The organism is Cronobacter sp. HA18006 (genome assembly GCF_011605445.1).
Lineage (GTDB): Bacteria > Pseudomonadota > Gammaproteobacteria > Enterobacterales > Enterobacteriaceae > Cronobacter > Cronobacter sakazakii.
Map to the genome: position 1 here is coordinate 137,928 of NZ_JAANQB010000024.1, position 26,636 is coordinate 164,563.

27 protein-coding genes are annotated in these 26,636 nt (G+C 60.4%); 8 read left to right on the forward strand and 19 right to left on the reverse strand.

All coding sequences use genetic code 11. The features are described 5' to 3' along the window. Positions 1 to 70: 70 nt before the first annotated feature. The 7 genes from cysA to G9X48_RS18710 all read right to left on the reverse strand — a co-directional run bounded on the left by cysA (position 71) and on the right by G9X48_RS18710 (position 6,104). A complete protein-coding gene (gene cysA / locus G9X48_RS18680; protein WP_007893753.1) occupies positions 71 to 1,165 on the reverse strand; it encodes a sulfate/thiosulfate ABC transporter ATP-binding protein CysA in 1,095 nt (364 codons plus the stop codon). Then, positions 1,155 to 2,024, reverse strand: a complete 870-nt coding sequence (gene cysW / locus G9X48_RS18685; RefSeq protein ID WP_004388575.1) for a sulfate/thiosulfate ABC transporter permease CysW — start codon at positions 2,022 to 2,024, stop codon at positions 1,155 to 1,157. The genes cysA and cysW overlap by 11 nt, the downstream gene beginning before the upstream one ends. After that, positions 2,024 to 2,854, reverse strand: coding sequence for a sulfate/thiosulfate ABC transporter permease CysT (cysT, locus tag G9X48_RS18690; protein WP_004388574.1), 831 nt, complete (start codon positions 2,852 to 2,854; stop codon positions 2,024 to 2,026). The genes cysW and cysT overlap by 1 nt, the downstream gene beginning before the upstream one ends. Further along, complete coding sequence (locus G9X48_RS18695; RefSeq protein WP_004388573.1) at positions 2,854 to 3,870, reverse strand: sulfate ABC transporter substrate-binding protein; 1,017 nt, start codon at positions 3,868 to 3,870, stop codon at positions 2,854 to 2,856. Before G9X48_RS18695 ends, cysT begins: the two co-directional genes overlap by 1 nt. 159 nt (positions 3,871 to 4,029) lie before the next feature. Then, complete coding sequence (locus tag G9X48_RS18700; protein WP_007869810.1) at positions 4,030 to 4,932, reverse strand: Dyp-type peroxidase; 903 nt, start codon at positions 4,930 to 4,932, stop codon at positions 4,030 to 4,032. 90 nt (positions 4,933 to 5,022) lie between these two features. After that, the gene (locus G9X48_RS18705) at positions 5,023 to 5,607 is read right to left on the reverse strand and encodes an RpoE-regulated lipoprotein (protein WP_007869813.1); all 585 of its coding nucleotides are present in this window, start codon (positions 5,605 to 5,607) and stop codon (positions 5,023 to 5,025) included. A 62-nt stretch (positions 5,608 to 5,669) separates the two neighbouring features. Beyond that, positions 5,670 to 6,104, reverse strand: coding sequence for a DUF2919 domain-containing protein (locus G9X48_RS18710; protein ID WP_012124094.1), 435 nt, complete (start codon positions 6,102 to 6,104; stop codon positions 5,670 to 5,672). 98 nt (positions 6,105 to 6,202) lie between these two features. Here G9X48_RS18710 and G9X48_RS18715 point away from each other — a divergent pair, with 98 nt between their 5' ends. Then, positions 6,203 to 6,601 carry a YgiW/YdeI family stress tolerance OB fold protein gene (locus tag G9X48_RS18715; protein ID WP_007869820.1) on the forward strand — a complete coding sequence of 133 codons (399 nt, stop codon included), beginning with the start codon at positions 6,203 to 6,205 and terminating at the stop codon, positions 6,599 to 6,601. Between the two features lie 38 nt (positions 6,602 to 6,639). On the opposite strand, the gene G9X48_RS18720 is transcribed toward G9X48_RS18715, so the two are convergent. After that, on the reverse strand, positions 6,640 to 7,065 hold the full coding sequence (locus G9X48_RS18720) for a GNAT family acetyltransferase (RefSeq protein ID WP_004388568.1): 426 nt from the start codon (positions 7,063 to 7,065) through the stop codon (positions 6,640 to 6,642). A gap of 214 nt (positions 7,066 to 7,279) precedes the next feature. Between G9X48_RS18720 and amiA the strand changes: the two genes are divergently transcribed. Further along, the gene (gene amiA, locus G9X48_RS18725; RefSeq protein WP_004388567.1) at positions 7,280 to 8,155 is read left to right on the forward strand and encodes an N-acetylmuramoyl-L-alanine amidase AmiA; all 876 of its coding nucleotides are present in this window, start codon (positions 7,280 to 7,282) and stop codon (positions 8,153 to 8,155) included. A gap of 2 nt (positions 8,156 to 8,157) precedes the next feature. Then, positions 8,158 to 9,063, forward strand: coding sequence for an oxygen-dependent coproporphyrinogen oxidase (gene hemF, locus G9X48_RS18730; protein ID WP_004388566.1), 906 nt, complete (start codon positions 8,158 to 8,160; stop codon positions 9,061 to 9,063). A gap of 30 nt (positions 9,064 to 9,093) precedes the next feature. Here hemF and mtnA read toward each other — a convergent pair whose 3' ends face one another. Beyond that, a complete protein-coding gene (mtnA, locus tag G9X48_RS18735; RefSeq protein ID WP_038879898.1) occupies positions 9,094 to 10,113 on the reverse strand; it encodes an S-methyl-5-thioribose-1-phosphate isomerase in 1,020 nt (339 codons plus the stop codon). 105 nt (positions 10,114 to 10,218) lie between these two features. Between mtnA and mtnK the strand changes: the two genes are divergently transcribed. Then, on the forward strand, positions 10,219 to 11,418 hold the full coding sequence (mtnK, locus tag G9X48_RS18740; protein ID WP_105629533.1) for an S-methyl-5-thioribose kinase: 1,200 nt from the start codon (positions 10,219 to 10,221) through the stop codon (positions 11,416 to 11,418). Positions 11,419 to 11,583: 165 nt separating this feature from the next. Here the strand turns inward: mtnK and G9X48_RS18745 are convergent, their stop codons facing one another. The 4 genes from G9X48_RS18745 to G9X48_RS18760 are packed head-to-tail and all read right to left on the reverse strand — an operon-like array spanning position 11,584 to position 16,413. Further along, complete coding sequence (locus tag G9X48_RS18745; protein ID WP_097641423.1) at positions 11,584 to 12,828, reverse strand: LVIVD repeat-containing protein; 1,245 nt, start codon at positions 12,826 to 12,828, stop codon at positions 11,584 to 11,586. Beyond that, the gene (locus G9X48_RS18750) at positions 12,828 to 13,892 is read right to left on the reverse strand and encodes a sugar ABC transporter substrate-binding protein (protein ID WP_097641424.1); all 1,065 of its coding nucleotides are present in this window, start codon (positions 13,890 to 13,892) and stop codon (positions 12,828 to 12,830) included. Before G9X48_RS18750 ends, G9X48_RS18745 begins: the two co-directional genes overlap by 1 nt. A gap of 23 nt (positions 13,893 to 13,915) precedes the next feature. Then, a complete protein-coding gene (locus G9X48_RS18755; RefSeq protein WP_097641425.1) occupies positions 13,916 to 14,911 on the reverse strand; it encodes an ABC transporter permease in 996 nt (331 codons plus the stop codon). Further along, a complete protein-coding gene (locus tag G9X48_RS18760; RefSeq protein ID WP_097641426.1) occupies positions 14,908 to 16,413 on the reverse strand; it encodes a sugar ABC transporter ATP-binding protein in 1,506 nt (501 codons plus the stop codon). Before G9X48_RS18760 ends, G9X48_RS18755 begins: the two co-directional genes overlap by 4 nt. A gap of 260 nt (positions 16,414 to 16,673) precedes the next feature. On the opposite strand from G9X48_RS18760, the gene G9X48_RS18765 reads away from it, so the two are divergent. The 4 genes from G9X48_RS18765 to G9X48_RS18780 all read left to right on the forward strand — a co-directional run bounded on the left by G9X48_RS18765 (position 16,674) and on the right by G9X48_RS18780 (position 19,952). Further along, a complete protein-coding gene (locus G9X48_RS18765) occupies positions 16,674 to 17,762 on the forward strand; it encodes an oxidoreductase (RefSeq protein WP_097641427.1) in 1,089 nt (362 codons plus the stop codon). Positions 17,763 to 17,876: 114 nt separating this feature from the next. Next, positions 17,877 to 19,112, forward strand: coding sequence for an MFS transporter (locus G9X48_RS18770; RefSeq protein ID WP_015386455.1), 1,236 nt, complete (start codon positions 17,877 to 17,879; stop codon positions 19,110 to 19,112). A gap of 181 nt (positions 19,113 to 19,293) precedes the next feature. Then, a complete protein-coding gene (locus G9X48_RS18775; protein ID WP_004387583.1) occupies positions 19,294 to 19,557 on the forward strand; it encodes a type II toxin-antitoxin system RelE/ParE family toxin in 264 nt (87 codons plus the stop codon). Positions 19,558 to 19,571: 14 nt separating this feature from the next. Then, positions 19,572 to 19,952, forward strand: coding sequence for a helix-turn-helix transcriptional regulator (locus G9X48_RS18780; protein ID WP_004387582.1), 381 nt, complete (start codon positions 19,572 to 19,574; stop codon positions 19,950 to 19,952). A 10-nt stretch (positions 19,953 to 19,962) separates the two neighbouring features. On the opposite strand, the gene G9X48_RS18785 is transcribed toward G9X48_RS18780, so the two are convergent. The 6 genes from G9X48_RS18785 to G9X48_RS18810 form a co-directional block, all read right to left on the reverse strand. Further along, on the reverse strand, positions 19,963 to 20,160 hold the full coding sequence (locus tag G9X48_RS18785; RefSeq protein ID WP_004387581.1) for a YbdD/YjiX family protein: 198 nt from the start codon (positions 20,158 to 20,160) through the stop codon (positions 19,963 to 19,965). Positions 20,161 to 20,367: 207 nt separating this feature from the next. Then, entirely contained in the window at positions 20,368 to 22,473 is a 2,106-nt protein-coding gene (gene cstA, locus G9X48_RS18790) for a pyruvate/proton symporter CstA (RefSeq protein ID WP_014728339.1), read from the reverse strand. 512 nt (positions 22,474 to 22,985) lie between these two features. Continuing rightward, on the reverse strand, positions 22,986 to 23,399 hold the full coding sequence (gene entH, locus G9X48_RS18795; RefSeq protein WP_012124082.1) for a proofreading thioesterase EntH: 414 nt from the start codon (positions 23,397 to 23,399) through the stop codon (positions 22,986 to 22,988). Beyond that, positions 23,400 to 24,152, reverse strand: a complete 753-nt coding sequence (entA, locus tag G9X48_RS18800; RefSeq protein ID WP_015386454.1) for a 2,3-dihydro-2,3-dihydroxybenzoate dehydrogenase EntA — start codon at positions 24,150 to 24,152, stop codon at positions 23,400 to 23,402. It abuts the gene before it with no gap. Then, the gene (locus G9X48_RS18805) at positions 24,149 to 25,018 is read right to left on the reverse strand and encodes an isochorismatase (protein ID WP_004387540.1); all 870 of its coding nucleotides are present in this window, start codon (positions 25,016 to 25,018) and stop codon (positions 24,149 to 24,151) included. The genes entA and G9X48_RS18805 overlap by 4 nt, the downstream gene beginning before the upstream one ends. 9 nt (positions 25,019 to 25,027) lie before the next feature. Continuing rightward, the gene (locus G9X48_RS18810; RefSeq protein ID WP_097641428.1) at positions 25,028 to 26,632 is read right to left on the reverse strand and encodes a (2,3-dihydroxybenzoyl)adenylate synthase; all 1,605 of its coding nucleotides are present in this window, start codon (positions 26,630 to 26,632) and stop codon (positions 25,028 to 25,030) included. Positions 26,633 to 26,636 lie beyond the last annotated feature (4 nt).

Genomic DNA, 26,636 nt, shown 5'->3' on the forward strand with positions numbered 1-26,636 from the left:
GAAAAATGCGTGATAACTGTCGGCACGGCAAGCGTAGCGCCACCGGGCGATAAACCTGCGCAATAAGCTATCAGGCAGACTTCGCCAGAGCAATATTCTCGCGCGTCTCGATACGCTCATTACCGTGGTAAATGCGCGCGTGCTGCAGGCCGACAAACAGCCGCTCGCCACGCTGCGGCACATAATCCTCGCGCAGCACCACGGTGAGCGGTTCGTCATACCAGCCCTGCGGCTGCACCACAAGCTGCATATAGTGGCCTTTCGGGCTCACTTCCAGCACGTGCACCGGCAGCGGCGAATCAAGGCTCGTGCGGCGGCTCACGTCCACTTCCCAGGGGCGTAAGAAGAGATCCACCGGCCCCTGGTATGCAGGCGTAAAGCCGAGCGGCCAGCGATGCGCGCCGACGTGGAATTGCCCGCCGCGCACGGTGCCCTTGAGCCGGTTCACTTCGCCTAAAAACTCAAGCACGAAGCGGGTCGCCGGTTCACGCCACACCTGCTCCGGCGCATCGGCCTGTTCGATATCGCCCTGGCTCATCACCACCACGCGGTCGGCCACTTCCATCGCCTCTTCCTGGTCATGGGTCACGAAGACGCTGGTGAATTTCAGCTCTTCATGCAGCTGACGCAGCCAGCGCCGGAGCTCTTTACGCACCTGGGCGTCAAGCGCGCCAAAGGGCTCATCGAGCAGCAGAATTTGCGGTTCAACGGCGAGCGCGCGCGCCAGCGCCACGCGCTGTTTCTGGCCACCCGAAAGCTGTGCCGGGTAGCGGTCGGCCAGATGCGCCAGTTGCACCATTTCTAAAAGCTGCGTCACTTTTTGTTTAATCGCGGCGGCGTTCGGACGCTCGCGGCGCGGCAGAACGCTCAGGCCGAACGCGATGTTGTCAAACACCGTCATATGGCGAAACAGCGCGTAATGCTGGAACACGAACCCGACTTTACGCTCGCGCGCGTGCAGGCGGCTCACGTCGGTGCCGTGAAAGCGGATCTGCCCGCTGGTCTGGTGTTCAAGCCCGGCGATAATGCGCAGCAGCGTGGTTTTCCCGGAGCCGGACGGCCCCAGCAGCGCCACCATCTGGCCGGAAGGGATATCCAGAGAGATATCATTCAGCACCTGGGTGCGACCAAAAGACTTCTTAATATTGGCAATCTCAATGCTCATGATTTCCCTCCTGTTGCACGCGTTTCTCCTGATTATTCAGGCGCCATTGCAACGCACTCTTTAAAAACAGGGTCAGAATCGCCATCAGCGTCAGCAGCGCGGCGGCGGTAAACGCGCCGACGGTGTTGTAGTCCTGCTCCAGCAGTTCAATCTGTAACGGCAGCGACAGCGTCTCGCCGCGAATAGAGCCGGAGACCACCGACACCGCGCCGAATTCGCCGATGGCGCGGGCGTTGGTCAGCACCACGCCATAGAGCAGCGCCCAGCGAATATTCGGCAGCGTCACGCGGCGGAACATCTGCCAGCCCGAAGCGCCCAGCAAAATCGCCGCCTCATCTTCATGGCTGCCCTGGCTTAACATCACCGGCACCAGCTCGCGCACGACGAACGGACAGGTCACAAATATCGTTACCAGCGCCATGCCCGGCCAGGCGAACATAATCTGCATGTCGTGCGCGTCCAGCCAGCCGCCGAGCGGGCCGTTGGAGCCGTAAAACAGCAGATACACCAGCCCCGCTACTACAGGCGAGACGGCAAAAGGAATATCCAGCAGCGTCAGCAGCAGCTGACGACCGGGGAAATTAAAGCGCGTCACCAGCCAGGCCAGCAGCGTGCCGAAGACCAGATTCACCGGCACGGTAATCAGCGCGATCAGCACCGTCAGCCAGATGGCGTGCAGCATATCCGGGTTAGCGATATTCTCCAGCACCGGCATCAGGCCGTCGGAAAAGGCTTTGGCAAAGATATAGACCATCGGCACCACGAGAATAAACGCCGACAGCAGCATCCCGATGCCGATAAGCAGCCATTTACCCCAGTTTATGCGCGCGCCTTCGCGCGCCTGTGTCATCATCGTCATCAGTGTCCCACCACCCTGCGTCCAAACCGGCTTTGCAGCGTGTTAATCGCAAACAGCAGCAGCAGCGACGCGGCAAGAATCACGGAGGCAATCGCGCTCGCGGCCGGGTAGTCAAACTCCTGCAAACGAACAAAAATCATCAGCGAGGTCACTTCGGTTTTCCAGGCGATGTTGCCCGCGATAAAAATCACCGCGCCGAACTCGCCGAGGCTGCGGGTAAAGGAGAGCGCCACGCCCGCCATTAGCGCCGGCGAAAGCTCCGGCAGCACCACTTTACGAAAGCTTTGCAGGCGCGTGGCACCTAAGGTTTCCGCCGCCTCTTCATACTCCGGGCCCAGCTCTTCGAGCACCGGCTGAACGGTACGCACGACAAAAGGAATACTGGTGAACGCCATCGCCACCGCGATGCCAAGCCAGGTATACGTCACTTTGATATCAAACTTCGCCAGCCACTCGCCGTAAAAACCATTAACCGAGAACAGCGAGGCGAGCGTCAGGCCAGCCACGGCGGTCGGCAGCGCGAACGGCAGATCCATCAGCGCGTCGAGCAGCGTGCGGCCCGGAAAACGGTAGCGCGTTAAAATCCAGGCCATCAGCAGGCCAAACGCGCCGTTAAAGAGCGAGGCGACCGCCGCGGAGAGCAGCGTCACTTTGTACGCCGCCACCACCTGCGGATTAGAAATCACGTCCCAGTACTGCGCCCAGGTCATCTGGGAGAGCTGCATTACCAGCGCGCTCAGCGGCAGCAGCAGGACAAGGCAGACAAACAACAAACTGGTGCCGAGGCTTAAGGTAAACCCCGGCAGCACGCGTTTAGACACAGCAAACATCACTTACGCCCCGCCGCCACCAGCTTGTCGAATTCACCGCCGCTCGCGAAATGGGTTTTCATCACGTCCGGCCATTTGCCGAAGGCGTCTTCCACGCGGAACAGCTCAGTTTGCGGGAATTTATCTTTCAGCGATTCCATCACCTGCGGGTTATTCACGCGGTAGTAATAGCTGGTGATAATCTGCTGCGCCTGTGGCGTGTAGAGCCAGTTCAGGTAGGCTTTGGCCGCTTTTTCCGTGCCGTTGGCCTTGACGTTTTTATCGACCCACGCCACCGGGAACTCCGCCAGGATATTCACCTTCGGCACCACGACTTCGTAGCCTTCTTTGGCGTACTGATTACGGATGTTATTGACTTCCGATTCAAAACTAATCAGCACGTCACCCAGGCCGCGCTCGACAAACGTGGTGGTCGCGCCGCGCCCACCGGTGTCGAACACCTCAACGTTTTTCAGGAACTGGGTCATAAACTGCTCTGTTTTGGCTTTATCGCCGCCGTCGGCTTTATCCGCCGCGCCCCAGGCCGCCAGATAGGTATAGCGCGCGTTGCCGGAGGTTTTCGGGTTCGGGAAAATCAGCTTCACGTCCGGGCGCACCAGGTCATTCCAGTCGTGAATGTTCTTCGGGTTTCCTTTACGGACCAGGAACGCCATGGTGGAGTAAAACGGCGAGCTATTGTTCGGCAGACGCGCCTGCCAGTCGGCCGGGATCAGATTGCCTTTGTCATGCAGGATCTGAACGTCGGTCACCTGGTTATAAGTTACAACGTCTGCTTTTAAGCCCTGTAAAATCGCGAGCGCCTGCTTTGAGGAGCCTGCGTGAGACTGTTTGATCGTCAGCTTGTCGCCGTTGTTCTCCTTCGCCCACTGCTGTTCAAACGGCGGGTTCAGGGCAGCGAACAGCTCGCGCGAAACATCATAAGAGCTGTTAAGCAGTTCAGTCGCCTGCGCGGAACCCGCCATCAGCAGAGAAATCGCCAGCGCGCCCCATGCTTTTTTCACTGATTTCACGGCCATTTTGCACCTTATAAATGTGATAACGATCGAGCCATCAGTGTATTTATACGGGTGAGAAAGCTATACCGCTTTTATATACCGTTTAGTGATTTGCAAGCGCAAAAGGATATAAGACGAAAGGCGTGACGGCGCGGCCCGTAAGGCCGCGCGCGAAGGGAATTAAAGGGCAAGCAGCCGGGTCAGTGAAGGCGCGAAATAGTAGCCGCCGGTCACCGGACGCGTGAAGCGCAGCATGGCGTCGCGCTTGCCGTCAGTATCGCCGAACATGCTCAGGAGCTGCTGTTCGATGTTATAGAGTCGCGCGCAATAGGCGCAGAAGTAAAGGCCATGCACGCCGCTGGCCGTGCCGTAAGGCAGGCTCTGGCGCACAATCTTCAGCCCTTTGCCGTCTTCTTTCAGATCAACGCGTGAAAGATGCGACGTGACAGGACGCGCGTCGCCGTCGATCTCTTCGTTAGCAACTTTGGTGCGCCCTATCATCATCTCCTGATCCGGCACGCTCATACGATTGAGCTGTTTCAGGTTATGCTCCCAGCGCTGCACGAAGACGTAGCTACCGCCCGCGTCGACGCCGTTCTGAATCACTGCCACTTCGCGGCGCGTCTCTTCGCCCGCCGGGTTTTCGGTGCCATCGACAAAGCCGCTCAGATCGCGCTCTTCCACCCAGCGAAAACCGTGGGTTTCCTCTTCGATTTTCAGCGCGTCGCCGAATGCTTCCAGCGCCGCCTGGGCCACGGAGAAATTCACATCGTGACGCAGAGAGAGAATGTGGATCAGCACGTCATGCTGCGTCGCGGGCGCGAGCCCTTTACCGAGCGGCGCAAAGTCTTTCAGCTCCGCCGCGCTGTCATCTTTCGTCAGCGCCCGCCAAAGGGTGTGGCCGAACGCCACGACAACGCCAAGATTCGCCTCGGGAAACTGCGCCTGAAAGGTCGCGACTTTATCGGCGAAAATTTTACTCGCCGCGCGCAGCGCCTCACGCTGGCTTTCATCAACGCTCGCCTCAAGCCAGATAGCCGCACGACAATGCTCCGGCAAAATGCCGCTTTGAACCACAGACATCACTCCTCCTGATAAACCGCTGCCACCGGGTGGCAAAACCGGGCGTATTGTACCCGATTTCGCGGTTCAGGCGTTGCGTTTACGCAAGACTCAGCGACGCCAGATAATCTTTTTCAGCGTCCAGCCTTTGAGCGTGTCATCCGGCGGCATCAGCTCCTGCGGGCCGCGCCATTCACCGCTGAACACATAGCTGATGTGCTCGCTGTCAGGCGCTTTGCACTCCACGCCCTCATCATCCGGCGCGCTGGCTTTCTGGCAGACGCCCTGCGCTTTTTTATAGAGATCGCCAAACGGCGTGCCAATCTCCACACCGTTGTCTGCAGGAATCGCTTTATCCAGCACGTCGATGCGGCTCACCGTGCCGTTTTCGCCGTCAATGACCAGCGCCAGCTGGTTCTCTTTCATCGCTTCGAAGTAGCGCACAATCGTGCCACCATTAGCGCGCATGCCGCTGCGCAGGCGATAATCGTCACCCAACGCCTCGCTTATCGCGCCTTCCTGCAGCGGCGTCTCGGCAGTGATATCGCCGACGCCCTTTTCGGTGACTTCCAGCGACGATCCCCACCAGTCAAACCAGTGCCAGGGCGCCGCCTTTGACCAGTTAACGTTAGAGAGCGTTGAGCAGCCGCCCAGTAACAGCGACGTTCCACAGAGCAGCAAAGGCAATTTCTTCATCCCGGTTCCTTTTATCAGTCGACAATGTCTCGTTGGAGCGTAAAGACGGCAAAAAGTGCCGTTCAGGGCTGTGGTGTTTCAAAACAGGCACGCAGTCGGCGATGCGAGGCCAGCAGCCAGAGCGCCCAGGCGTCCAGCACGAGCAGGGCCAGCGCGATGCCGCCCGGCGTATCGCGCCAGAGCAGCAGCGCCTGCGATAGCAGCATCACGGCCTGCGTCAGCATTAACAGATAACGCGCGCCGCGCCACAGGCGGGGGAAATCGTGCCGCCGCCCGCTTAATAGAAACGTCAGCAACGCAGGCAGGCCAGCAGCCAGCCCCAGCCAGAAGCTCTGGCGGTCAGGGTAGAAGAGCCCCAGCAATGCCTCGCCCTGCCCGCGCGACGCGCCCGCCAGCACAAACAGCGCCCAGGTGCGCGCCTGCAATAACAGCACCGCCCAGAACAGTAACGGAAGCTTCAGCCAGCCGCGGCTGTCGTAATCGGAAGGTAAATACACGTATAAACCCTGGACTCTTTCGTTATCAGGTCCAAAATTATGTCTTGTCTTATCCGACGAAGAAAGGTCTTCGTCGTACATCACTCAAGGAGATGGAGATGAAAAAACAGCTTATCGCTCTGTGTATCGCCGCTTGCGCGCTGTCAGCGACGCCCGTGATGGCGCAGAAAGGCGGTTTCTCAGGTCCGGATAACAGCGCCAGCGCGACGGCCACCAAAGGCGGTTTCCAGGGGCCGGACGCCGCAAGCACGACCGTCAGCGAAGCGAAAAACCTGCGCGATGACGCGTGGGTGGTGCTGGAAGGCAACATCGTGCGCAAGATGGGCAAAGAGCTTTATGAGTTCCGCGACGCCAGCGGCAGCATCAACGTAGACATCGACGACCACGTCTGGAATGGCGTCACCGTCACGCCGAAAGACAAAGTGCGCATCGAAGGTGAAGTGGATAAAGACTGGAACTCCGTCGAAATCGACGTGAAGAAAATCACCAAAGGCTAAACGCCTGGTTCACCCGGCCGCGGCCGGGTGAAGGGTTATCAGTACTCCTGATCCTCAATGAGCCGTTTGCCAAGGCTAATCACATCCTGATGTTCATAGCCCAGCCGCTCGTACATGCCGAGCACGACGTCGTTTTCTTCGCGGATCTGGATATTGATTTTCGGGCAGCCGCGCGCGATGAGTTTTTTCTCCAGCCGGTTTAACAGCGCGTTGGCGATGCCGCGGCCGCGAAACTCCGGGTGTACGCCCAGGTAATACGCCGAACCGCGATGGCCGTCATAGCCGCCCATAATGGAGCCGACGATTTCGCCGCTCACTTCCGCCACCAGGAAAAGATCGGGGTCATGGTTAAGTTTACGTTCGATATCCATTTCAGGATCGTTCCACGAACGCAGCAGATCGCAGCGCTCCCACAGGGTGATGACTTCTTCAAAGTCGGCCTGGCGAAAAACGCGTATCTCCATGGTATTCCCCGTCTTTTGTGGCGTAAAAACTCCGATTATGGCGCTACCGACGTCAATAGCCAATATCTCCGGCAAAAGTTCCCTGAAAATGGCATACTGATGAATCATCACGCCCTGAAATGAATAGTAAAACTTTTGTTGCAACAGGGTGTCGTTCCACCCCGTTACGCCAGGTTATAACACTCCAGGACAGTAAAATCAGAAGTCAGGACGCATGAGCACTTTCAAACCCTTAAAAAAACTCACCTCGCGACGTCAGCTGCTGCGTACCGGCCTTGCCGCGCTGGCGCTGACCGGTCTTAACCAGGCGCTGGCGAAAGAAGAGAGCCCGGCGCTCAGCACGCGTAACAGCCACAGCAAGCCTAAAGCGAAAAAAGCGGGCGCGCGCCGCCTCGTGATGCTCGATCCGGGCCACGGCGGCATTGATACCGGCGCCATCGGCCATAACGGCTCGAAAGAAAAACACGTCGTGCTCGCCATCGCGAAAAACGTGCGCGCCATTCTGCGCGCCCACGGCATCGACGCCAAACTGACGCGCAGCAATGACACCTTCATCCCGCTCTACGATCGGGTTGAAATCGCGCACAAGCATGGCGCGGATCTGTTTATGTCGATTCACGCCGACGGCTTTACCAGCCCCAGCGCCGCGGGCGCGTCGGTCTTTGCGCTCTCCAACCGCGGTGCCAGTAGCGCCATGGCGAAATACCTCTCCGAGCGCGAGAACGCCGCCGACGACGTGGCGGGCAGCAAGGTCAAAAATAAAGATCACTATCTGCAACAGGTGCTGTTCGATCTGGTGCAGACCGACACCATTAAAAATAGCCTGACGCTCGGCTCGCATATTCTGCGCCAGATAAAACCGGTTCACCGCCTGCACAGCCGCAACACGGAACAGGCGGCGTTTGTGGTGCTGAAATCGCCGTCGATCCCGTCCGTGCTGGTGGAAACCTCGTTTATTACCAACCCGCAGGAAGAGAAGCTGCTGGGCACGGCCGCCTTCCGCCAGAAAATCGCGACCGCCATCGCCAATGGGGTCATCAGCTATTTCAACTGGTTTGATAATCACAAAGCCCACTCGAAACGAGGCTAACGATGGCACCCGATATTCAGCGCGTAAAAGCTTTCCTGCTCGATTTACAGGACCGTATCTGCCAGCAGTTGTCGGCGGTGGATGGCGATGATTTCGTCGAAGACGCCTGGCAGCGCGAAGGCGGCGGCGGCGGGCGCAGCCGTGTACTGCGCGACGGCGTGGTGTTCGAGCAGGCGGGCGTCAACTTCTCCCACGTGCATGGCGACGCGATGCCCGCGTCCGCCACCGCGCACCGCCCGGAGCTGGCAGGCCGCAGCTTTGAGGCGATGGGCGTGTCGCTGGTTGTGCATCCGCGCAACCCGTATGTACCGACAAGCCACGCCAACGTGCGATTTTTCATTGCCGAAAAACCGGGTGCCGATCCGGTCTGGTGGTTTGGCGGCGGCTTCGATTTAACGCCGTTTTACGGCTTTGAAGAGGACGCGGTGCACTGGCACCGCACCGCGCGGGATCTCTGCGCGCCTTTCGGCGATGACGTCTACCCGCGTTATAAAAAGTGGTGCGACGACTACTTCTATCTGAAGCATCGCCAGGAAGCGCGCGGCATTGGCGGGCTGTTCTTTGACGATCTGAATACGCCCGATTTCGACACCTGCTTTGCGTTTATGCAGGCGGTGGGCGACGGCTATCTTGAGGCGTATCTGCCTATCGTGGAGCGCCGTAAAGCGCTGCCCTGGGGCGAGCGCGAGCGCGAATTCCAGCTTTATCGTCGCGGCCGCTATGTGGAGTTCAACCTGGTGTGGGACCGCGGCACGCTGTTTGGTCTGCAAACCGGCGGTCGCACCGAATCGATACTGATGTCAATGCCGCCGCTGGTGCGCTGGGAATATGGCTATCAGCCGGAAGAAAACAGCCCGGAAGCGGCGCTGTACCGCGATTTCCTGCCGGTGCGCGACTGGGTGAAATAACGCGGCGTCCGCCTCGCGCGGACGCCCTTTTTACCCGGCGAAACGTCCGTTTGCCACATCCTCCGGCGTCACCACGCCGCTGTCCAGCACCCAGCCGCTAATCAGCGCGGCGGGTGTGACGTCAAATGCCGGGTTATAGACCCGCGCATCTTCCGGCGCCCACTGTACCGCGCCGAAACTGCCCGCCACGCCGGTCACTTCCGCCGCAGAACGCTGCTCAATCGGGATCGCCGCACCGTTCGGGCACGCCGGATCGAGCGTGGTCTGCGGGGCCGCCACGTAAAACGGCACGTTGTGGAATTTCGCCAGGACGGCAAGCGAATAGGTGCCGATTTTATTCGCCACGTCGCCATTGGCCGCGATGCGATCCGCGCCCACCCAGACGGCGTCCACCTGCCCCTGCGCCATCAGGCTCGCCGCCATCGAATCGGTAATCAGCTGATACGGCACGCCAAGCTCGCCGAGCTCCCAGGCGGTTAAGCGCCCGCCCTGCAACAGCGGCCGGGTTTCATCAACCCACACATTCGCCACCTTGCCCGCTTCATGCGCGCGCGCAATCACGCCCAGCGCCGTGCCGACGCCCGCCGTCGCGAGCCCGCCGGTATTGCAGTGGGTGAGCAGACGGCTGCCCGGCGTCACAAGTTCACTCCCGGCGAGCGCGATGCGCTCGCACAGCTCGCGGTCTTCCTGCACCAGACGTAAGGCCTCCGCGCCCAGCGCCGCCACGAAATCCGGCTGCGTAAGCGCCTGTTTCATGCGGTCGAGATTATTCATCAGGTTGACCGCCGTAGGCCGTGCCGCACGCAGTACCTCCAGCGCCTGGCCGAGCGCGTCGCGCGTCATGCCATGTTCGGCCAGCAGCGCCAGCAGCAGGCTCGCCGAAAGCCCAATCAACGGCGCACCACGCACTCTCAGCGCGTGAATGTGCCCCACCAGCGCCTCTGTGTTATCGGCGGGCAGCCAGTTTTTCTGCTGCGGCAGCGCCTGCTGGTCGAGGATCCAGAGCTTGTTATCCACCACCCGCAGGCTGGTCGTCTGAAGTGTCTGCATGCGTTAAATCCTTGTTGCGTTATTGTGTTCTATTGTGTCAGGATGAAGTCCAGATGTATAGACGTCCGTACGTCTTTATAACCAGATTGAATGAGGATATCAGCAATGTCGCAATACCGAACCTTTACGGCCAGCGATGCGGTGGCTTATGCGCAACAATTTGGCGGACTCAGCGCGCCGGAAGAGCTGGTGAGCGCGCAGGAGGTCGGCGACGGCAATCTCAATCTGGTCTTTAAAATCTTTGATAAACAGGGTATTAGCCGAATTGTCGTTAAACAGGCGCTGCCCTATGTGCGCTGCGTGGGGGAATCCTGGCCGCTGACGCTCGATCGCGCGCGCCTCGAAGCCCAGACGCTGGTGGCGCACTATCAGCACTGCCCGGCGCACACGGTTAAAATTCATCATTACGATCCCACGCTTGCCGTTATGGTGATGGAGGATCTCTCCGATCACCGCATCTGGCGCGGCGAACTCATCAAAGGCGTGCATTACCCACAGGCGGCCCGCCAGCTTGGCGAATATCTGGCCCAGACGCTGTTTCACACGAGTGATTTTTATCTGCATCCCCATGCGAAAAAGGCCGAAGTGGCGCGCTTTATCAACCCGGAGATGTGCGAGATCACCGAAGATCTGTTCTTTAACGACCCGTATCAGGTTCATGAGCGCAATAACTATCCGGCTGAACTTGAAGCTGACGTCGCGGCGCTGCGCGACGATGCCGCGCTGAAGTGCGCCGTTGCCGCACTCAAGCACCGCTTTTTCTCCCATGCCGAAGCGCTGTTGCACGGCGATATTCACAGCGGCTCCATTTTTGTCGCCGACGGCAGCCTGAAGGCTATTGACGCCGAGTTCGGGTATTTCGGCCCGGTGGGCTTTGATGTTGGGACGGCCATCGGCAACTTGCTGCTGAACTACTGCGGCGCGCCGGGCCAGCTCGGCATTCGCGAAGCCGCCGACGCGCGCGAGCAGCGCCTTATCGATATCGCCACGCTGTGGCACACCTTCGCCGAGCGTTTCCAGACGCTGGCGCGCGAGAAAACCCGCGACACGGCGCTGGCAGAGCCTGGCTACGCCAGCGAGTTTTTGAAGAAGGTATGGGCAGACGCCATTGGCTTTGCCGGTACGGAGCTTATCCGCCGAAGTGTCGGCCTGTCGCATGTAGCGGATATCGATACCATTCGGGATGAAGAGATGAAGCTGTCGTGCCTGCGCCACGCCATCGGGCTTGGCAAGGCGCTGATCCTTCTTGCCCCGCGCATTGAGAGCGCCGACGAGTTTATCGCCCGCGTGCGGCAGTACGGGTAATCGGCCCCGGTGGGTGCGCTACGCTTACCCATCCTACAAACCCAGTTTCGACCTTCTTTCCCGTAGGGCGGGTAAGCGCAGCGCACCCGCCACCATATCTCCCCCGCCCCGTAGGGCGGGTAAGCGTAGCGCACCCGCCGTCATGCCGCCTACCGCGCGATGCCCCTACCCCTGATACTCAATTACCGACAACCCGCCGTTATAATCCGTGCTGTAAATAATCCCCTGCGCATCCACAAACACATCGCATGACTGAATCACCTGCGGGCGTCCGGGCCGCGTATCCATCATTCGCTCTGGCGCGGCGGGCACCAGCGCGCCGGTCTCCACTGGCCGGTACGGGTTCGAGATATCGTACGCACGCACGCCCGCGTTCTGCCAGGTCGCGAAAATCAGCGTTGAACTCACAAAACTGCCGGGGCGATTCTCATGCAGATTATGCGGCCCGAAGTGCGCCCCTTTCGCCACATAGTCGGTTTCATCCGGCTGCGGGAAGGTCGAAATACTCACCGGGTTTGACGGCTCGCGAATATCAAACAGCCAGATATGCTTTTCGCCATCCTGCTGGTTATCCAGCACGGCTTCATCCAGCACCACCAGCAGGGAGCGATCCGGCAGCGGCAGTGCGGTATGCGTGCCGCCGCCAAACGGCGGGCTCCAGTTACGGTGCGCGATAAGTGTCGGCTGACTGCGGTCTTTCACATCCAGAAGCGTCAGCCCGCCGTCGCGCCAGCTCCCGTAGGCTGTATCGCCTGCAATAATCGCATGGTGCAGCGCGTAGCGTTTGCCGTCGGGCCAGTCGGGCGTTTCCCCCGCCGCCTGATGCATCCCCGGCAGCCACCAGCGCCCCGCCACTTCGGGCTTACGCGGGTCGGCAAGATCGATGGTGAGGAAAATGTAATCGGTAAAGCCATCGAGAAGCGCCGAGACATACGCCCAGCGCCCGCCCACATACCAGATGCGGTGAATGCCGATGCCGTTGAGCGGCAGAAAGCCGATTTCGCGCGGCTTTTCGGGTGTGGCGATATCAAACACGCGAAGCCCCGCGCTCCAGCCTTTGTCGTGGACATCGCGCACCGTCTCGCCGACCGAACGGGTGTAATAGACTTTTTCGTCGGCGAAACGCGCATCGGCAAAGAGATCGCGGGCGTTAATCACCAGCAGCAGATCGTCGTGCGCCTGGAGATGCACATTCCAGGTGCCGGGCGGCGCGGGCACATAGCCCGCCGCTGTCGGGTTTTTCGGGTCGCGCACGTCAACGATGGAAAAGCCCTGCGACACCATATGGCCGATATACGCAAAGCCCCGGTGCACCATCACCTGCACGCCGTCCGGGCGGCCGCCCTGGTCGGAGTGGCCAATCAGCCGCATATTGCGGCTGTAGTCCGGGCGCGGTAAATCAGTCGCCATTATTTGTGCTTCGCTTCAAGCGTCGCAAACCACGGCGCGATGAAATCCTCCGTCTGGCCCCAGCCCGGAATGATTTTACCGAGGGCCGCCACGTTCACCGGCCCGCTCTGGCTTGCCAGCAACGCCTGCGGGATGGCCGCGGCTTTAAAATCATAGGTGGCAGGCGTCGGCTCACCGGCGATTTTATTGGCGACAAGCCGCACGTTGGTCGCGCCAATCAGCTTCGGATCGACCGCCACGCTCACTTTCCACGGGCTGCCCGCTTCGCGCATCAGTTGCAAATCCTGGTTGGAGATATCGATGCTGTAGAGCTTGATCTCGGTGCGGCCATTCTCTTTCAGCGCCTTGTAAGCGCCCTGGCTGAAGGCGTCCCAGGTGCCCCAGATGGCGTCAATCTGGCCTTTCGGGTATTTCGCCAGCACCGCGCCCACTTTGTTGGCGGTATCGCCCTGCACGTCTGACGAGACCGCGCCTATCGATTCCAGCTCTTTGATGCCGGGGTTTTGCTTCAGGATCTCCTGGTACGCCGCCTGGCGACGCTCCATCGGCGGGAAGCCCGCTACCCAGAGCTTGATAATGTTCGCCTTGCCGTTGAAATCTTTCACCAGCTGGCCTGCGGAGAGCTGCGTGAGCGACGCGTCATCCTGCTGGGTGACGGTGACGCCCGGGATCTCGCCTTTCACCGCGGTATCAAACACTGAGACTTTAATGCCCGCGTCCACAATACGCTTCACCAGTTCGGTGGAGTACGGATCGCGCCCCTGAGAGAGAATAATGCCATCATATTTCTGGCTGATGGCCTGATTGACGAAATCCTGAAATTTCGCGTCGTCGCCGTTGCTTAAAAAGGTGCTGACCTTAAAGCCGAGCTTTTTGCCTTCCTGAATCGCGCCCGCCACAAACTGCGTGGTGTTGTCATCCGACCCTAAATTGCGGATAACGGCGATGCGCACCGGCCCGTTATGACTGGCGATGGCGTCCGGCACCGGCGCGGGCGTGGCGGCGAAACCGGGTAGCGATGAGAGCAGGCCCAGCGCCAGTAAAGAGAGCGTCAGTTTTTTCATTCTGTTTATTTCCCTGTCTGTGATTAACGTCGCTGGATGTAAGTGATGGCAAGCGCCCCAGCGAGCACCAGCCCTTTGATAATGTCCATTGCGTAATACGGCACCGAGAGCATCACCAGGCCGTTGGAGAGCACGCCCAGAATTACCGCGCCCACTAACGTACCGAGCGCGTTCGGCTTGCCCGAGCCCGCCAGCGAAAAGCCAATCCACGCCGCCGCGACAGCATCCATCAGATAACCGCTGCCCGCGCTCACCTGCGAGGAGCCAATGCGCGAAGCAAGCAGAATGCCGCCAAGGCCCGCCAGCAGCGAGGCGATGACATACGCCGCCACTTTGTAGCGCGTGATGCGAATGCCGGAGAGGCGCGCCGCCTCCGGGTTGCCGCCGATGGCATACATGCGCCGCCCGTGAGTGGTCAGCGACAGCCCAAGCTGCGCCACGACCGTCACCACCAGCATCACAATCACAATCACCGGCACCTGGCCGAGCAGGCTGAAGGCGTCAGGGATAACGCCCTCCGCCATCTCGCCGCTCGGCAGAACCATGTTCTGGGTGATTGAGCCGCCGTAGCTGTAGGTCATCGCGACGCCCTGAATCACAAACAGGCTGGCAAGCGTGGCGAGCATGTCCGGGATTTTCAGCACCACAATCAGAAACGCGTTAAACAGCCCGACCAGCGTGCAGAGCGCAAGCGTGATGACAATCGCCTCCGTTGTGCCGAAGCCGTGCCAGACGAACAGCGAGATCACCAGCGCATTGGCCAGCGACGCCGTCGATCCCACCGAGAGATCGAACCCGCCGATGGTCAGCGAGATAGAGACGCCGATGGCGATCACCGTCACGATGGCGATCGAGCGCAGAATGTTGATGATGTTGAACGGATCGAGAAAGTTGTCCGAGGCGATGCCGAACAGCGCGACCAGCGCCACGACCGTCAGCAACATCCCCCACTTATAGAAAAACTCAAACAGCTGGTGGCGCGCCGACGGCGTGCTCTTCAGGGTTGCGGCCTTGCTCACGCGGGGGTTCCTCCGGTGGAATAGAGTAATAAGGTTTCTTCGCTGGCGTCACGGCCATCCAGCTCCGCCACAATGCGCCCGTCCCACAGCACGCAAATGCGGTCGCACAGGCCCACCAGCTCGGCGAACTCGCCGGAGGCGTAAATAATGCCCTTGCCCTGGCGGGCCAGCCCGTCAATCAGGTTGAAGAGATCGGTTTTGGCTTTGACGTCCACGCCTTTTGTCGGCTCGTCGAAAATCAGCACGTCGCTATTGCCGCGCAGCCATTTGCCGATAGCGACTTTCTGCTGGTTGCCGCCGGAAAGCCTGCGCAGCCGCTGCCCTGGCCCGCTGGCGCGAATGCCGAGACGCGAAATCACCTCCTGCGCCCAGCGCCAGGCGTCGCGGTGACCAAACAGCCCCCAGCGGGTGAAGCTGCCGTCGGCGCTGGCGGCGAGATTCATGGCGATCGGCTCGTCGATAAAAATGCCCTCTTTGCGTCGCTCTTCCGGCACCAGCGCCAGCCCGCGCGCCACCGAATCCGCAGGATCGGTGGGCCGCCACGGACGCCCCGCAAGCTCGCCCTGGCGCAGCGTACTTTTGCTCGCGCCAAAGAGTGCCTTGCACAGCTCCGTTTTCCCGGCCCCCGCCAGCCCGGCGATCCCCAGGATCTCCCCTTTACGCAGGTGCAGCGAAATGTCCTGTAGCAGCGTGTCGTCATGCAGCCCGTCCACCGCCAGCAATACGGCATTTTCAGGCGTCGGGCGGCGCGGCGGGTAGAGCGTGTCGAGCGCATGTCCCAGCATTTTCTCGACGATCTGCGAGCCAGAGAGCGACGCCATCGGCCCGCTCTCAATCAGCCTGCCGTCGCGCAGCACCGTCAGGGTGTCGCAGATGGCTTTCAGTTCATGAATACGGTGAGAGATAAACACCACGCCCATGCCCTGCGCCTGGAGGCGTCTGACCACCGCGAACAGGCGTTCGCTTTCGTGCTGATCGAGGGGCGCGGTCGGTTCATCAAGGATCAGGTAACGGCAGTGATGCGAAAGCGCGCGCGCCAGCAGCACATGCTGTTTTTCGGCAAGCGAGCAGCTGTCGATGCGGCGGTTAACGTCCATTTCCACATCAAGCTGCGCCAGCGCCGCGCGGGCGCGGCGGCGGGTTTCGCCCCAGCGGTAGCGCAGGCCGCCTTCACGCAGGCTGTCGAGCATAATGTTTTCCGCAACGCTCAGCCCCGGTACCAGCGCGGCGTCCACCTCCTGCTGCACCAGATGAATGCCGAGCGCTTTGGCGTCGCGCGGCGAGCGGATGTGTACGGGTTCGCCATCCAGCAGGATCTGGCCCTGATAGTGATCCCAGGCACCGGAGAGCACCGCCATCAGCGTCGATTTTCCGGCACCGTTCGCGCCGGTGAGCGCGTGTACGGAGCCTGCCCGCAGGGTGAAATCCACCTGCGTCAGCGCCGGAAAGCCGCTAAAGGCCAGGGATATCGCGCGCATCTCAAGGCGCTGGTTCAGGGACATAGCAGGCCGTCTCCACATGAATGATTAATCAGCTAAGGCAATCATTCACGCGGATATATCCGCTTGCAATGAATGAATCGGCATAAGATAAAGCAAAAAATTATTAGCCGTCCAGATGTCTGGACGTAACATTAGAATTTTTCAGGTTGCCGCTGCGTTTCGCTGCCAACGTGAAAAGATTGCATGCGCGAGGACGACAATAATCAGACGTCCGGACGGCTTTCTGTGGCAGGATGGTAAAAAAGACAAGGACAACTCTCATGAGCGATACCGACATCCGCGTGGTTCCCGGCCCGGCAAATTACTACTCCCACCCAGGCGCCCTGGCGCGACTCCACGATTTCTACACCCCGGCGCAACTCGTGCGCGCCGTCTGGGTCTATGGCGAACGCGCTATTGCCGCCGCGCGCCCTTTTCTCTCTGACGCCATTGACGCGCCTGGCGCTACGCGGATTTTGTTTCGCGGGCATTGCAGCGAAAGCGATGTCAGCGCGCTTGCGGCCCAGGCGGGTGACGATCGGGCGGTGGTGATTGGCGTTGGCGGCGGCGCGCTGCTGGATACCGCCAAAGCGCTGGCGCGACGTCTTGGCCTGCCGGTGGTCGCCATTCCGACCATCGCCGCCACGTGCGCCGCCTGGACGCCGCTCTCCGTCTGGTACAACGACGCTGGTCAGGCGCTGCATTTTGAGATTTTCGACGACGCCAACCATCTGGTGCTGGTGGAGCCGGAGATTATCCTGCGCGCGCCGGCGGAATATCTGCTCGCGGGCATCGGCGACACGCTCGCCAAATGGTATGAAGCCGTGGTGCTGGCGCCTGCTCCCGCCACCCTGCCGCTTACCGTACGGCTCGGCCTCAACGCCGCGCTCGCTATTCGTGACGTGCTGCTGGAACAGAGCGAAGCGGCGCTTGACTGTCAGCATCGTGGCGCACTGACGCAGGATTTCCGCGATGTGGTGGATGCCATTATCGCGGGCGGCGGCATGGTCGGCGGGCTTGGCGAGCGCTATACGCGCGTGGCGGCGGCGCATGCGGTACATAACGGCCTGACCGTGCTGCCGCAGACGGAAAAATATCTGCATGGCACCAAAGTGGCTTACGGCATCCTGGTACAGAGCGCTCTGCTCGGCCAGGACGAAGTGCTGACGCAGCTGATTGACGCCTGGCGGCGCTTCAGGTTGCCCACCACGCTTGCAGAGCTGGATGTCGATATTCATAACGCGGCGGAGCTGGACCGTGTTATCGCCCACACGCTGCGCCCGGTGGAATCGATCCACGCCCTGCCGGTGGCGCTGTCGCCCGCAGCCCTGCGCGCGGCCTTTGAAAAAGTGGAAACCTTCGCTCGCTAACTAAATCGCACAGGGTGCGATGCCACTTTTTGCGAAATCCCTGTAGGCTTAAACCTCGCTCACGCGGCGATAACTATTCTTTCACGCCGCGTTTTTATACGTTCGGGATGGTTTATGGCTTCTGTACACTCTGATGGCGGCGCGTCGCTGATGGCGCACCGCTCGTTTGTCGCGTTCTGGCTGGCGCGTACCTGCTCCGGCTTTGGTTTCCAGATGTTGTCTATCGTGGTGGGCTGGCAGATTTACGCCCTCACCCACAGCGCGTTTTATCTCGGTCTGATAGGCCTGGTGCAGTTTCTTCCCTCTATCACGCTGGCGCTCTGGGCAGGGCACATTGCCGATCAGCGCGATCGCCGCCGGGTGGTGTTGATTGGCCAGTTGGTGGAATGGCTCGCCATCGCCGCGCTGGCCGCCGCCACCGTGGCGCATCTCGCGGATGTGAAGATTATCCTCGGCCTGATTTTTATCATTTCCGTTGCCAAAGTGATGGAAGCGCCGTCATTGCAGTCGATGCTGCCGGCGCTGGTGCCGCCTGCTCTGCTGGCGCGCGCCACGGCGGCGAGCGCGGTATCAAGCCAGGCGGCGATGATCATGGGCCCGGCGCTGGGCGGCCTGCTGTATGTCTTCGGCGCACAGGTGGTTTATGCACTGACCGCCGTGCTGTATCTCATTTCGGTCGTGATGGTGAGCCGCCTGCGCTATGAACAGGCACCGCCTGCGCGCCAGCCCGCGAGCCTCGCCACGCTGTTTGCGGGCGTGAAGTTTATCCGCGAGCGCCCGGACGTGCTGGGCGTGATTTCGCTCGATCTCTTTGCGGTGCTGCTGGGCGGCGCCACTGCGCTGCTGCCGATTTACGCGCACGATATTCTGCACACCGGCCCGTGGGGGCTGGGGCTGTTGCGCGCCGCGCCTGCCGTGGGCGCGCTGCTGGTGGGCTTCTGGCTGAGTCGCCGGTCGCTTGAGAAACATGTCGGGATGATTATGTTTTTGTCGGTAGCGGGCTTTGGCGTGGCGACGCTGGTGTTTGCGCTATCAAGCAACCTGTGGCTGTCGCTTATCGCCCTCTTCGCAACAGGCGGGTTTGATATGGTGAGCATGGTTATTCGCGGCGCGCTGGTGCAGCTCGATACCCCCAACGAGATGCTGGGCCGCGTGAACGCGGTGAACTCGATATTTATCAATACCTCGAACCAGCTTGGCGAATTTGAATCCGGCATGCTGGCGGCCTTGCTGGGCACCGTGCCCGCTGCGGCCATCGGCGGTATCGGCACGCTGGTGGTCGTCGGGCTCTGGATGCGCCTGTTCCCGTCGCTGCGTAAACGCCAGCGCCTGGAAGAAACCCCCGCCTGATCCCACGCAACGCCTTCTTCGGAAGGCGTTTTTGCGAGACGTCACGAAGAATCTTTCCCTGCTGCTTCCCCTGTACCCTGACCGGGTTTAACGTTGCCATATAAGAAAACGCTTTTCGGATAAAAGCTTATATTCTTATATTTTACTTATAAAAAGGAAACGGATAAAGTGAGGGAACCACATGGAGATCAGATGGACGAAGCGGGCGATTGCGCAGTTGCAGGCCATTAGCCAGAACGACCAAAAAGCCATTGTGAGTAAAGTCGCGGCGATAGCGTCTCCCGGCCAAACGAGACTGGATATCGTCAAACTGGCGTGCCGTCAGGCTCGCTACCGGCTGCGGGTGGGAGATTACCGGGTAATTTTTGAACGCCGTCAGGGCGTGCCGGTTATCTGCCTTATCATGGAAGTCAAACGCAGAACGACAACCACGTACCTTAACTAAATCAGGGTGGCGCTATGTTTAATGCACAGGTGATTCACGATAAAGAAGGGAAACCAGAATATGTCGTTATCCCTTATGAGCTTTACTTATCGCTGCTTACGCAGCTTGAAGACAACGAAACGCTCATGCCGTTACCTTTTGAAATGAGCGATGAAAACGACGTCACCGTGCCGCATGAAGTGGTGGGGATTTCCGTCGAGCAGAACGTGAGCTTACAGGCCGCCTGGCGCATCTGGCGCGGCCTTTCCCAACAGGACGTGGCGGAAAAACTCGGTATCAGTCAGTCCGCCGTTTCTCAGTTAGAATCACCGGATTCACGTCCACAAAAACGCACCCGCGAAAAACTGGCAGCGCTGTATGACTGCCAGCCAGAACAGCTAATCCTTTACCGTTGAGGTACGGGGCTCAGCAACATTTCGCGCCGCCTTTCGCGCCGTAACGGGCGTCCTGGCGTTCGCGAAAGAACTCTTCATAAGTCATCGGCGTCTGGTCCGGGTGGTTCACACGCATATGCTCGACGTAGTTGTCGTAGTCGGGCACGCCAACCATCATTTTCGCAGCCTGACCGAGGTATTTACCGGCTTTGGCGAGGGTATCGAACATATCTTTATCCTTACGCGTTGGCTCTGATTCATTGTGACCCGTGGCCGGGTTTTGGACGGCGGGTGCGCTCCGCTTACCCGCCCTACAACAACAAATAGCGCGGTAGTCGCACGTAGGGTGGGTAAGCGTTAGCGCACCCACCTGCCCGGGCCACCTTTCCACCACCCACCTTACCATTACCGGCACCTACCGTTCCCCACGCCTCAATCAATGCGCGTTCTTCGCCTGCGCGACTACCTGCTCCGCGCTGGCGGGCATCGGCTCATACGGCGTCTCGTTGGCAGTCGGCTTATCCTGCTTCAGCGCCGCCAGCGCCGTTTTAATCGAGAACACCGCCAGCACCACGACCACCACCATAAAGAAAATGGTCAGGCCCGCATCAAGACGGTTATTGAACACCAGCTGGCTCAGTTGCGCCTCGGTGTACTGCGGCGGAATGGTGCCGCTGTCCAGAATCGCCTGGAACTTATTGGCGATGGCGAGGAAGCCCACTTTATTATCCGGGCTGAACGCCTTCTGCCAGCCGGCTGTCAGCGTACAGACCAGCAGCCACGCGGTCGGCACCAGCGCCACCCACGCATAACGCTGGCGCTTCATCTTAAATAGCACCACCGCGCAGAGCATCAGCGCCATGCCCGCCAGCATCTGGTTGGCGATACCAAACAGCGGCCAGAGGGTGTTAATACCGCCAAGCGGATCCACCACGCCCTGATGCAGGAAATAACCCCACGCCAGCACACATAGCGCTGTCGCCAGAAGGTTCGCGGGCAGTGAATCGGTACGCTTGAGGCCGGGCGAAATCACGCCTAGCAGATCCTGCAGCATAAAGCGCGCGGCGCGGGTGCCCGCATCCACCGCCGTCAGGATAAACAACGCCTCAAACAGAATGGCGAAGTGATACCAGAACGAGACATCCATCAAGCCGCCGAGCGCCCCGTGGAGAATATACGCCATGCCGACCGCAAGCGTCGGCGCGCCGCCTGCACGCGAGATAATCGTCTGCTCGCCCACTTCATTCGCGATCTGATTCAGCGTATCCGGCGTTATCTGGAAACCCCAGCCGCTCACCACCTGGGCGGCCGACGCGACCACATCCGCCGTGCCTGCGGGTGCCAGCACCGCCATCGGGCTGTTCATCGCAAAATAGACGCCGGGGTCGATAACGCAGGCCGAGACCAGCGCCATGATCGCGACAAACGACTCCATCAGCATGCCGCCATAGCCGATGAAACAGGCCTGATTTTCATTGGCGAGCATTTTCGGCGTGGTGCCGGAGGCGATAAGCGCATGAAAGCCCGACACCGCGCCACAGGCTATCGTGATAAACAGGAACGGGAACAGGTTACCGGTCCAGACCGGGCCGGTGCCGTCGATAAATTTAGTCATCGCGGGCATCGTCAGCGTCGGGCGCATGATCAAAATGCCGATGGCGAGGCCGACAATAGTGCCGATTTTCAGGAAGGTAGAGAGGTAATCGCGCGGTGCCAGCAGCAGCCAGACCGGCAGAACCGCCGCGACAAACCCGTAACCGACCAGCATCCAGGTCAATTGCACGCCGGTGAAATCAAACCACGGTGCCCAGGTCGGGCTCTCTGCCACCCACCCGCCGGAAACAATCGCAAACACCAGCATCACAAGGCCGATGACCGACACTTCGCCGATGCGTCCTGGCCGCAGATAACGAATATAGATGCCCATAAAGAGCGCGAGCGGAATGGTAAAGGCGACGGTGTAAGTGCCCCACGGGCTGTGGGTCAGCGCTTTCACCACAATCATCGCCAGCACCGCCAGGATGATTATCATAATCATAAAGCAGGCGACGAGCGCGATGACGCCCGCCGTGTTGCCCATCTCCTCTTTCACCAGTTCGCCGAGCGAGCGCCCGTCACGGCGGGTGGAGACAAACAGCACCATGAAATCCTGCACCGCCCCTGCCAGTACAACGCCTGCGAGGATCCAGATCATGCCTGGCAGATACCCCATCTGCGCCGCCAGCACCGGCCCAACCAGCGGCCCGGCACCGGCAATCGCCGCAAAATGGTGACCGAACAGCACTTTTTTATCGGTGGGTACATAATCGAGCCCGTCGTTATGGCGCACCGCAGGCGTCATGCGCGTCGGGTCGACGGCCAGCACCTTTTTCGCGATATACAGACCATAAAAACGGTAAGCGATGAGATAGATACAAACAGCAGCAACCACGATCCAGAGCGCGTTGATCTGTTCGCCGCGATTAAGCGCGATATAGCCAAGCGCAAACGCGCCCACGACAGAGAGCGCTGCCCAGATAAGGTATTTCCCTGAGTTCGTCATAATAGTTATCCATTCAGTGAAACAGTAAGTGAAACACAGGTGTTACATTTTGTTTCTATATCACCAAAATGAATTTAACAACTTGGCCACCCGAGAAACGCGGGATGGCGTCAGGGATTTACGTGAGTCTGCTAGCGGGATCACGGGATGATGGCGGGTGCGCTGCGCTTACCCGCCCTACGAAAACAAGATTTCCGAAATTGCACGCCGATACGTGGGGGTTTCCCGGCGGCTGCCCTTTGGCCGCGAGCCGGGATTGTTAAGGGGGCGGCGGCGAGCCCCCTTAACACGTTCGCGTCAGGAAAGGCGACAGAGAAAGACAGCGTGTCGGCGAACGGAACCGTTCACCGAGCGTATATATTCGCCGCTCATCACGATACAGACCATCGCCTTCTGCAATGGCGGGTGCGCTTCGCTTACCCGCCCTACAAAAGCCCGGTTCACAAAGGATGTAGGGTGGGTAAGCGGAGCGCACCCGCCAGATGTGAAGGCGCACCCGCCGTGTTAAAAATCTACCCCAGGATCGCCGTGCTTAACCGGCTGGTACAGCAGCGCCGTCCCTGTTCGTCATAAATCACGATCTCCCAGCACTGGCTCTGCCGCCCCAGATGCAGCGGCTGGCAGACGCCACGCACCTGGCCCTGCGACACCGCGCGATGATGAGACGCGCTGATTTCGGTGCCCACCACGCACTGCCCGTCGCGGGTGGTCAGGTAACCGGCCATCGAGCCGAGCGTTTCGGCAAGCGCCGCGGAGGCGCCACCGTGCAGGAGACCAAACGGCTGATGCGTGCGCGTATCAACCGGCATCGTCGCCTCCAGCAGATCATCACCGAGGCGGGTGTAAACAATCCCGAGATGCTCCACCATCGTGCCGACACTGGTCGCGTTCAGCGCCTCAAGCGTCATGTGTCGTTTCCAGATCATCTATGCTCCAAGCGTTGAGCCGCCGTCGATAACGATATCCTGCAGCGTAATATGGCTTGCAAGATCCGAGGCGAGAAACAGGATGGTGTTCGCCACTTCCTGCGGCTGCGCAATTTTGCCAAGCGGAATGCCGAGCTTAAATTGCTCCGCGAAACCGCGAATGCGCTGCTGTTCGGCATCGTCGCTTTTCCAGAGCGTGCGCTGCATATCGGTGTCGGTCGAACCCGGTGACACCAGATTTGCGCGCACGCCAAAGGAGGCCAGCTCCAGCCCCACGGTCAGCGCCAGGCTTTTGAGCGCCGCTTTCGACGCGCCATACGCCGACATCCCGATGCGCGGCGTATGGGCGGCGTCGGAAGCAACCGTCACAATAGCCCCGCCCTTCTGCGCACGAAACTGCGCCATCGTCTGCTGAAAGAAGTTAAACGCGCCGCCCACGTTTACCGCGAACGTCTGCTGCCAGTCGTCGGGAGCGAGTTCATCCGTCGCGCCCATGCGCAGAATGCCCGCCGCGTTCACCAGCACATCAAGGCGCGCGTCATTGCCGAGCAACCGCTCGCAAACGCCCGCCACCGCCGCGGCGTCCGCCACATCAAGCGTTTCACACGCGAACGGATAATCGGCCAGTGGAAACACGAGATCAAAACCGGTCACGTTCGCGCCCGCCGCGGCAAACGCCAGCGCGGTGGTATAGCCAATGCCTTTGCCCGCGCCGGTCACCCAGACGTTTTTCCCCTGGAAATCGAGCGTCATGCCTGCGGCTCCCGGCTTAACAGCGCCCACCAGGCATCGATGGTCGGGTTTTTCGCGAGCATCACGAAGTCGATATCGCCATGCACTTTGCGCCAGCGTGCCGCCAGCGCCATCATGCGCACCGAGTCGAGACCGTAGTCGATCAGGTTTTCGTCATCTTCCGGCTCGTCGGACTCATCCAGCAGCGGCAGCACCAGCGCACGCAGCGCCGCTTTGCTGCCCGGCGCGTCCGGCTCACTGGCAGGCAGCAGATCGGCGGTCATGACCACGCGCCCGGCGCGGCCCGCGACGTAATTAAGCGCCATCAGGTGCTCATCCCGGCTGAAATCCGCCAGCGCGTCGGCCACCATAAACGGTTGAATATCACGCATAAACGCGTCGGTGGCGGTGATCATGCAGCCGATATGCGCATACACCCCGCAAATAATCAGCTGATCGCGGCCCGTCTCTTTCAGCGCGTGCTCAAGCGGCGAGCGATGAAACGCGCTATAGCGCCATTTCACCAGCACAGTGTCGTCAGCATCCGGTGCCAGCGCCGCGACCACTTTTTGTTTCTCCGGATGGTTATTCAGCCCCGGCCCCCACATGTCGTTCAGCAGCGCGCGGTCGGCGTCGCTCTGATTATTGGGCTGCGCGGTGTAATAAACCGGAATGCCCTGCGCCTTACAGTACGCTCGCAGCGCGGCGATGTTCGCCACCACCTGCTCGATCATCGGGCAGTTTTCGCCCCAGAAGTTAAGGAAATACTCCTGCATATCATGAATGAGCAGCGCCGCGCGCGGCGGCTCCAGCGCCCAGCTCACTTTATTTTGCGGGAGATCCGCCGCCGTGGGCAGCGTATAGGCGTTCAGTTTTGGGATAGCCATCTTCTTTCCTTACTCAGAGACGGGCTGACGCGCGGCCAGCCACAGACGCAGTTGTTTTTTATCTACTTTGCCGACCGGCGTAAGCGGCAGTTCATCGACGCGCTCCACGCGATCCGGCAGTTTGAAATCGGCGACGCCCAGCTCGCGTAAAAAACGGCGGATTTCCACCGCCTTGACCGGGCGGGTGGTGACGATATACGCGCAGCTTTTTTCGCCGAGCAGGCTGTCTTCCATCGAAACCAGCCCCGCGTGCACAATGGCCTCGTGGCCGAGCAGCAGGTTCTCGATCTCTTCCGCGGCGATCTTCTCGCCGCCGCGGTTTATCTGATCTTTCTCGCGCCCCTGAACGGTGATGTAGCCCTGCTCATCGATGGCCACCAGATCGCCGGAGCAGTAAAAGCCGTTCTCATCAAAGGCGCTGGCGTTGTGTTCCGGGCTGTTGTAATAGCCGCGGAAGGTGTACGGGCCGCGCGTCATCAGCCGTCCTGTCTCACCGCGCGGCAGCGGATTGCCGTTTTCATCGGCCACCCAGACCTCATCATCCGGGCTCATCGGGCGGCCCTGGGTGGTGAAGATGCGCTCGTCCGGGTCGTCCAGGCGGGTGTAATTCACCAGCCCTTCGGCCATGCCGAACACCTGCTGAAGCTGGCAGCCGATTTCCGCCGGAATGCGCGCGGCGAGCGTGTCGGAAAGCCGCGCGCCGCCGACCTGCAACAGTTTCAGCGATGCCAGCTGGCGGTTGTCGCCCCACTCCTGAATGGCCTGCAGCCAGAGGCTGACGGCGGGCGGCACCAGCGCGGTGACGTTAATCTGGTGCGCTTCGATAAGCGGGAAGCAGAGCGTCGCGCTCGGGTCGCGCGCCAGCACCACGCAACCTTCGGCGAAGAAGACGCCGAGCGCGCCGGGGGAGCTTAGCGGGTAGTTGTGCGCCGCGGGCAGCGCGCAGAGGTAGCGCGTTTCGCGGCTGAATTCGCAAATCTCCACGCTGCGGCGAATGCTGTAGTAGTAGTCGTTGTGCGTGCGCGGGATGAGCTTCGGCGTGCCGGTACTGCCGCCGGAAAGCTGGAAAAACGCCACTTCATCGGCAGCGGACGGCGTGGGAATGAAATCCGTCGTCGGCGCTGTAATGAGCGCGTCCAGCCCGTCGCCACGCAGAAGCGTCATGCGCAGCGACGAATGCTGCGCTTTCAGCGCCGTGATATACGAGTCGTCGCTAAAGAGCGCGTGCTCGCGGTCGGCAATCAGCAGCGCGGGGGCAATCTGGCGCGCGTAAGCGTCAAGCTCGGTGCGCTGATGGCTGAACAGCGCGTTAACCGGCGCCACGCCGATTTTCAGCAGCGCGAAGAACACGATGTAAAACTCCGCCACATTGCCAAGCTGCACCAGCGCGGTATCGCCACGCTGAAGCCCGCGACGCGCCAGCGCGCCCGCAAGACGTGTGGCCGCCGCGTCCAGCTCGCGGTAGCTGTAGCGGCGCTCGCCGTCGATAAGCGCCGTCGCGGCACTCTGCGCGTGGCGGCTTAAAATATCGGTGAGCGGCAGGTCAAGCCAGTAGCCGCGGGCGCGGTAGCGTGCGGCGAGATCGTCCGGCCAGCGGGTGTAAGGGATCGTCATGCGT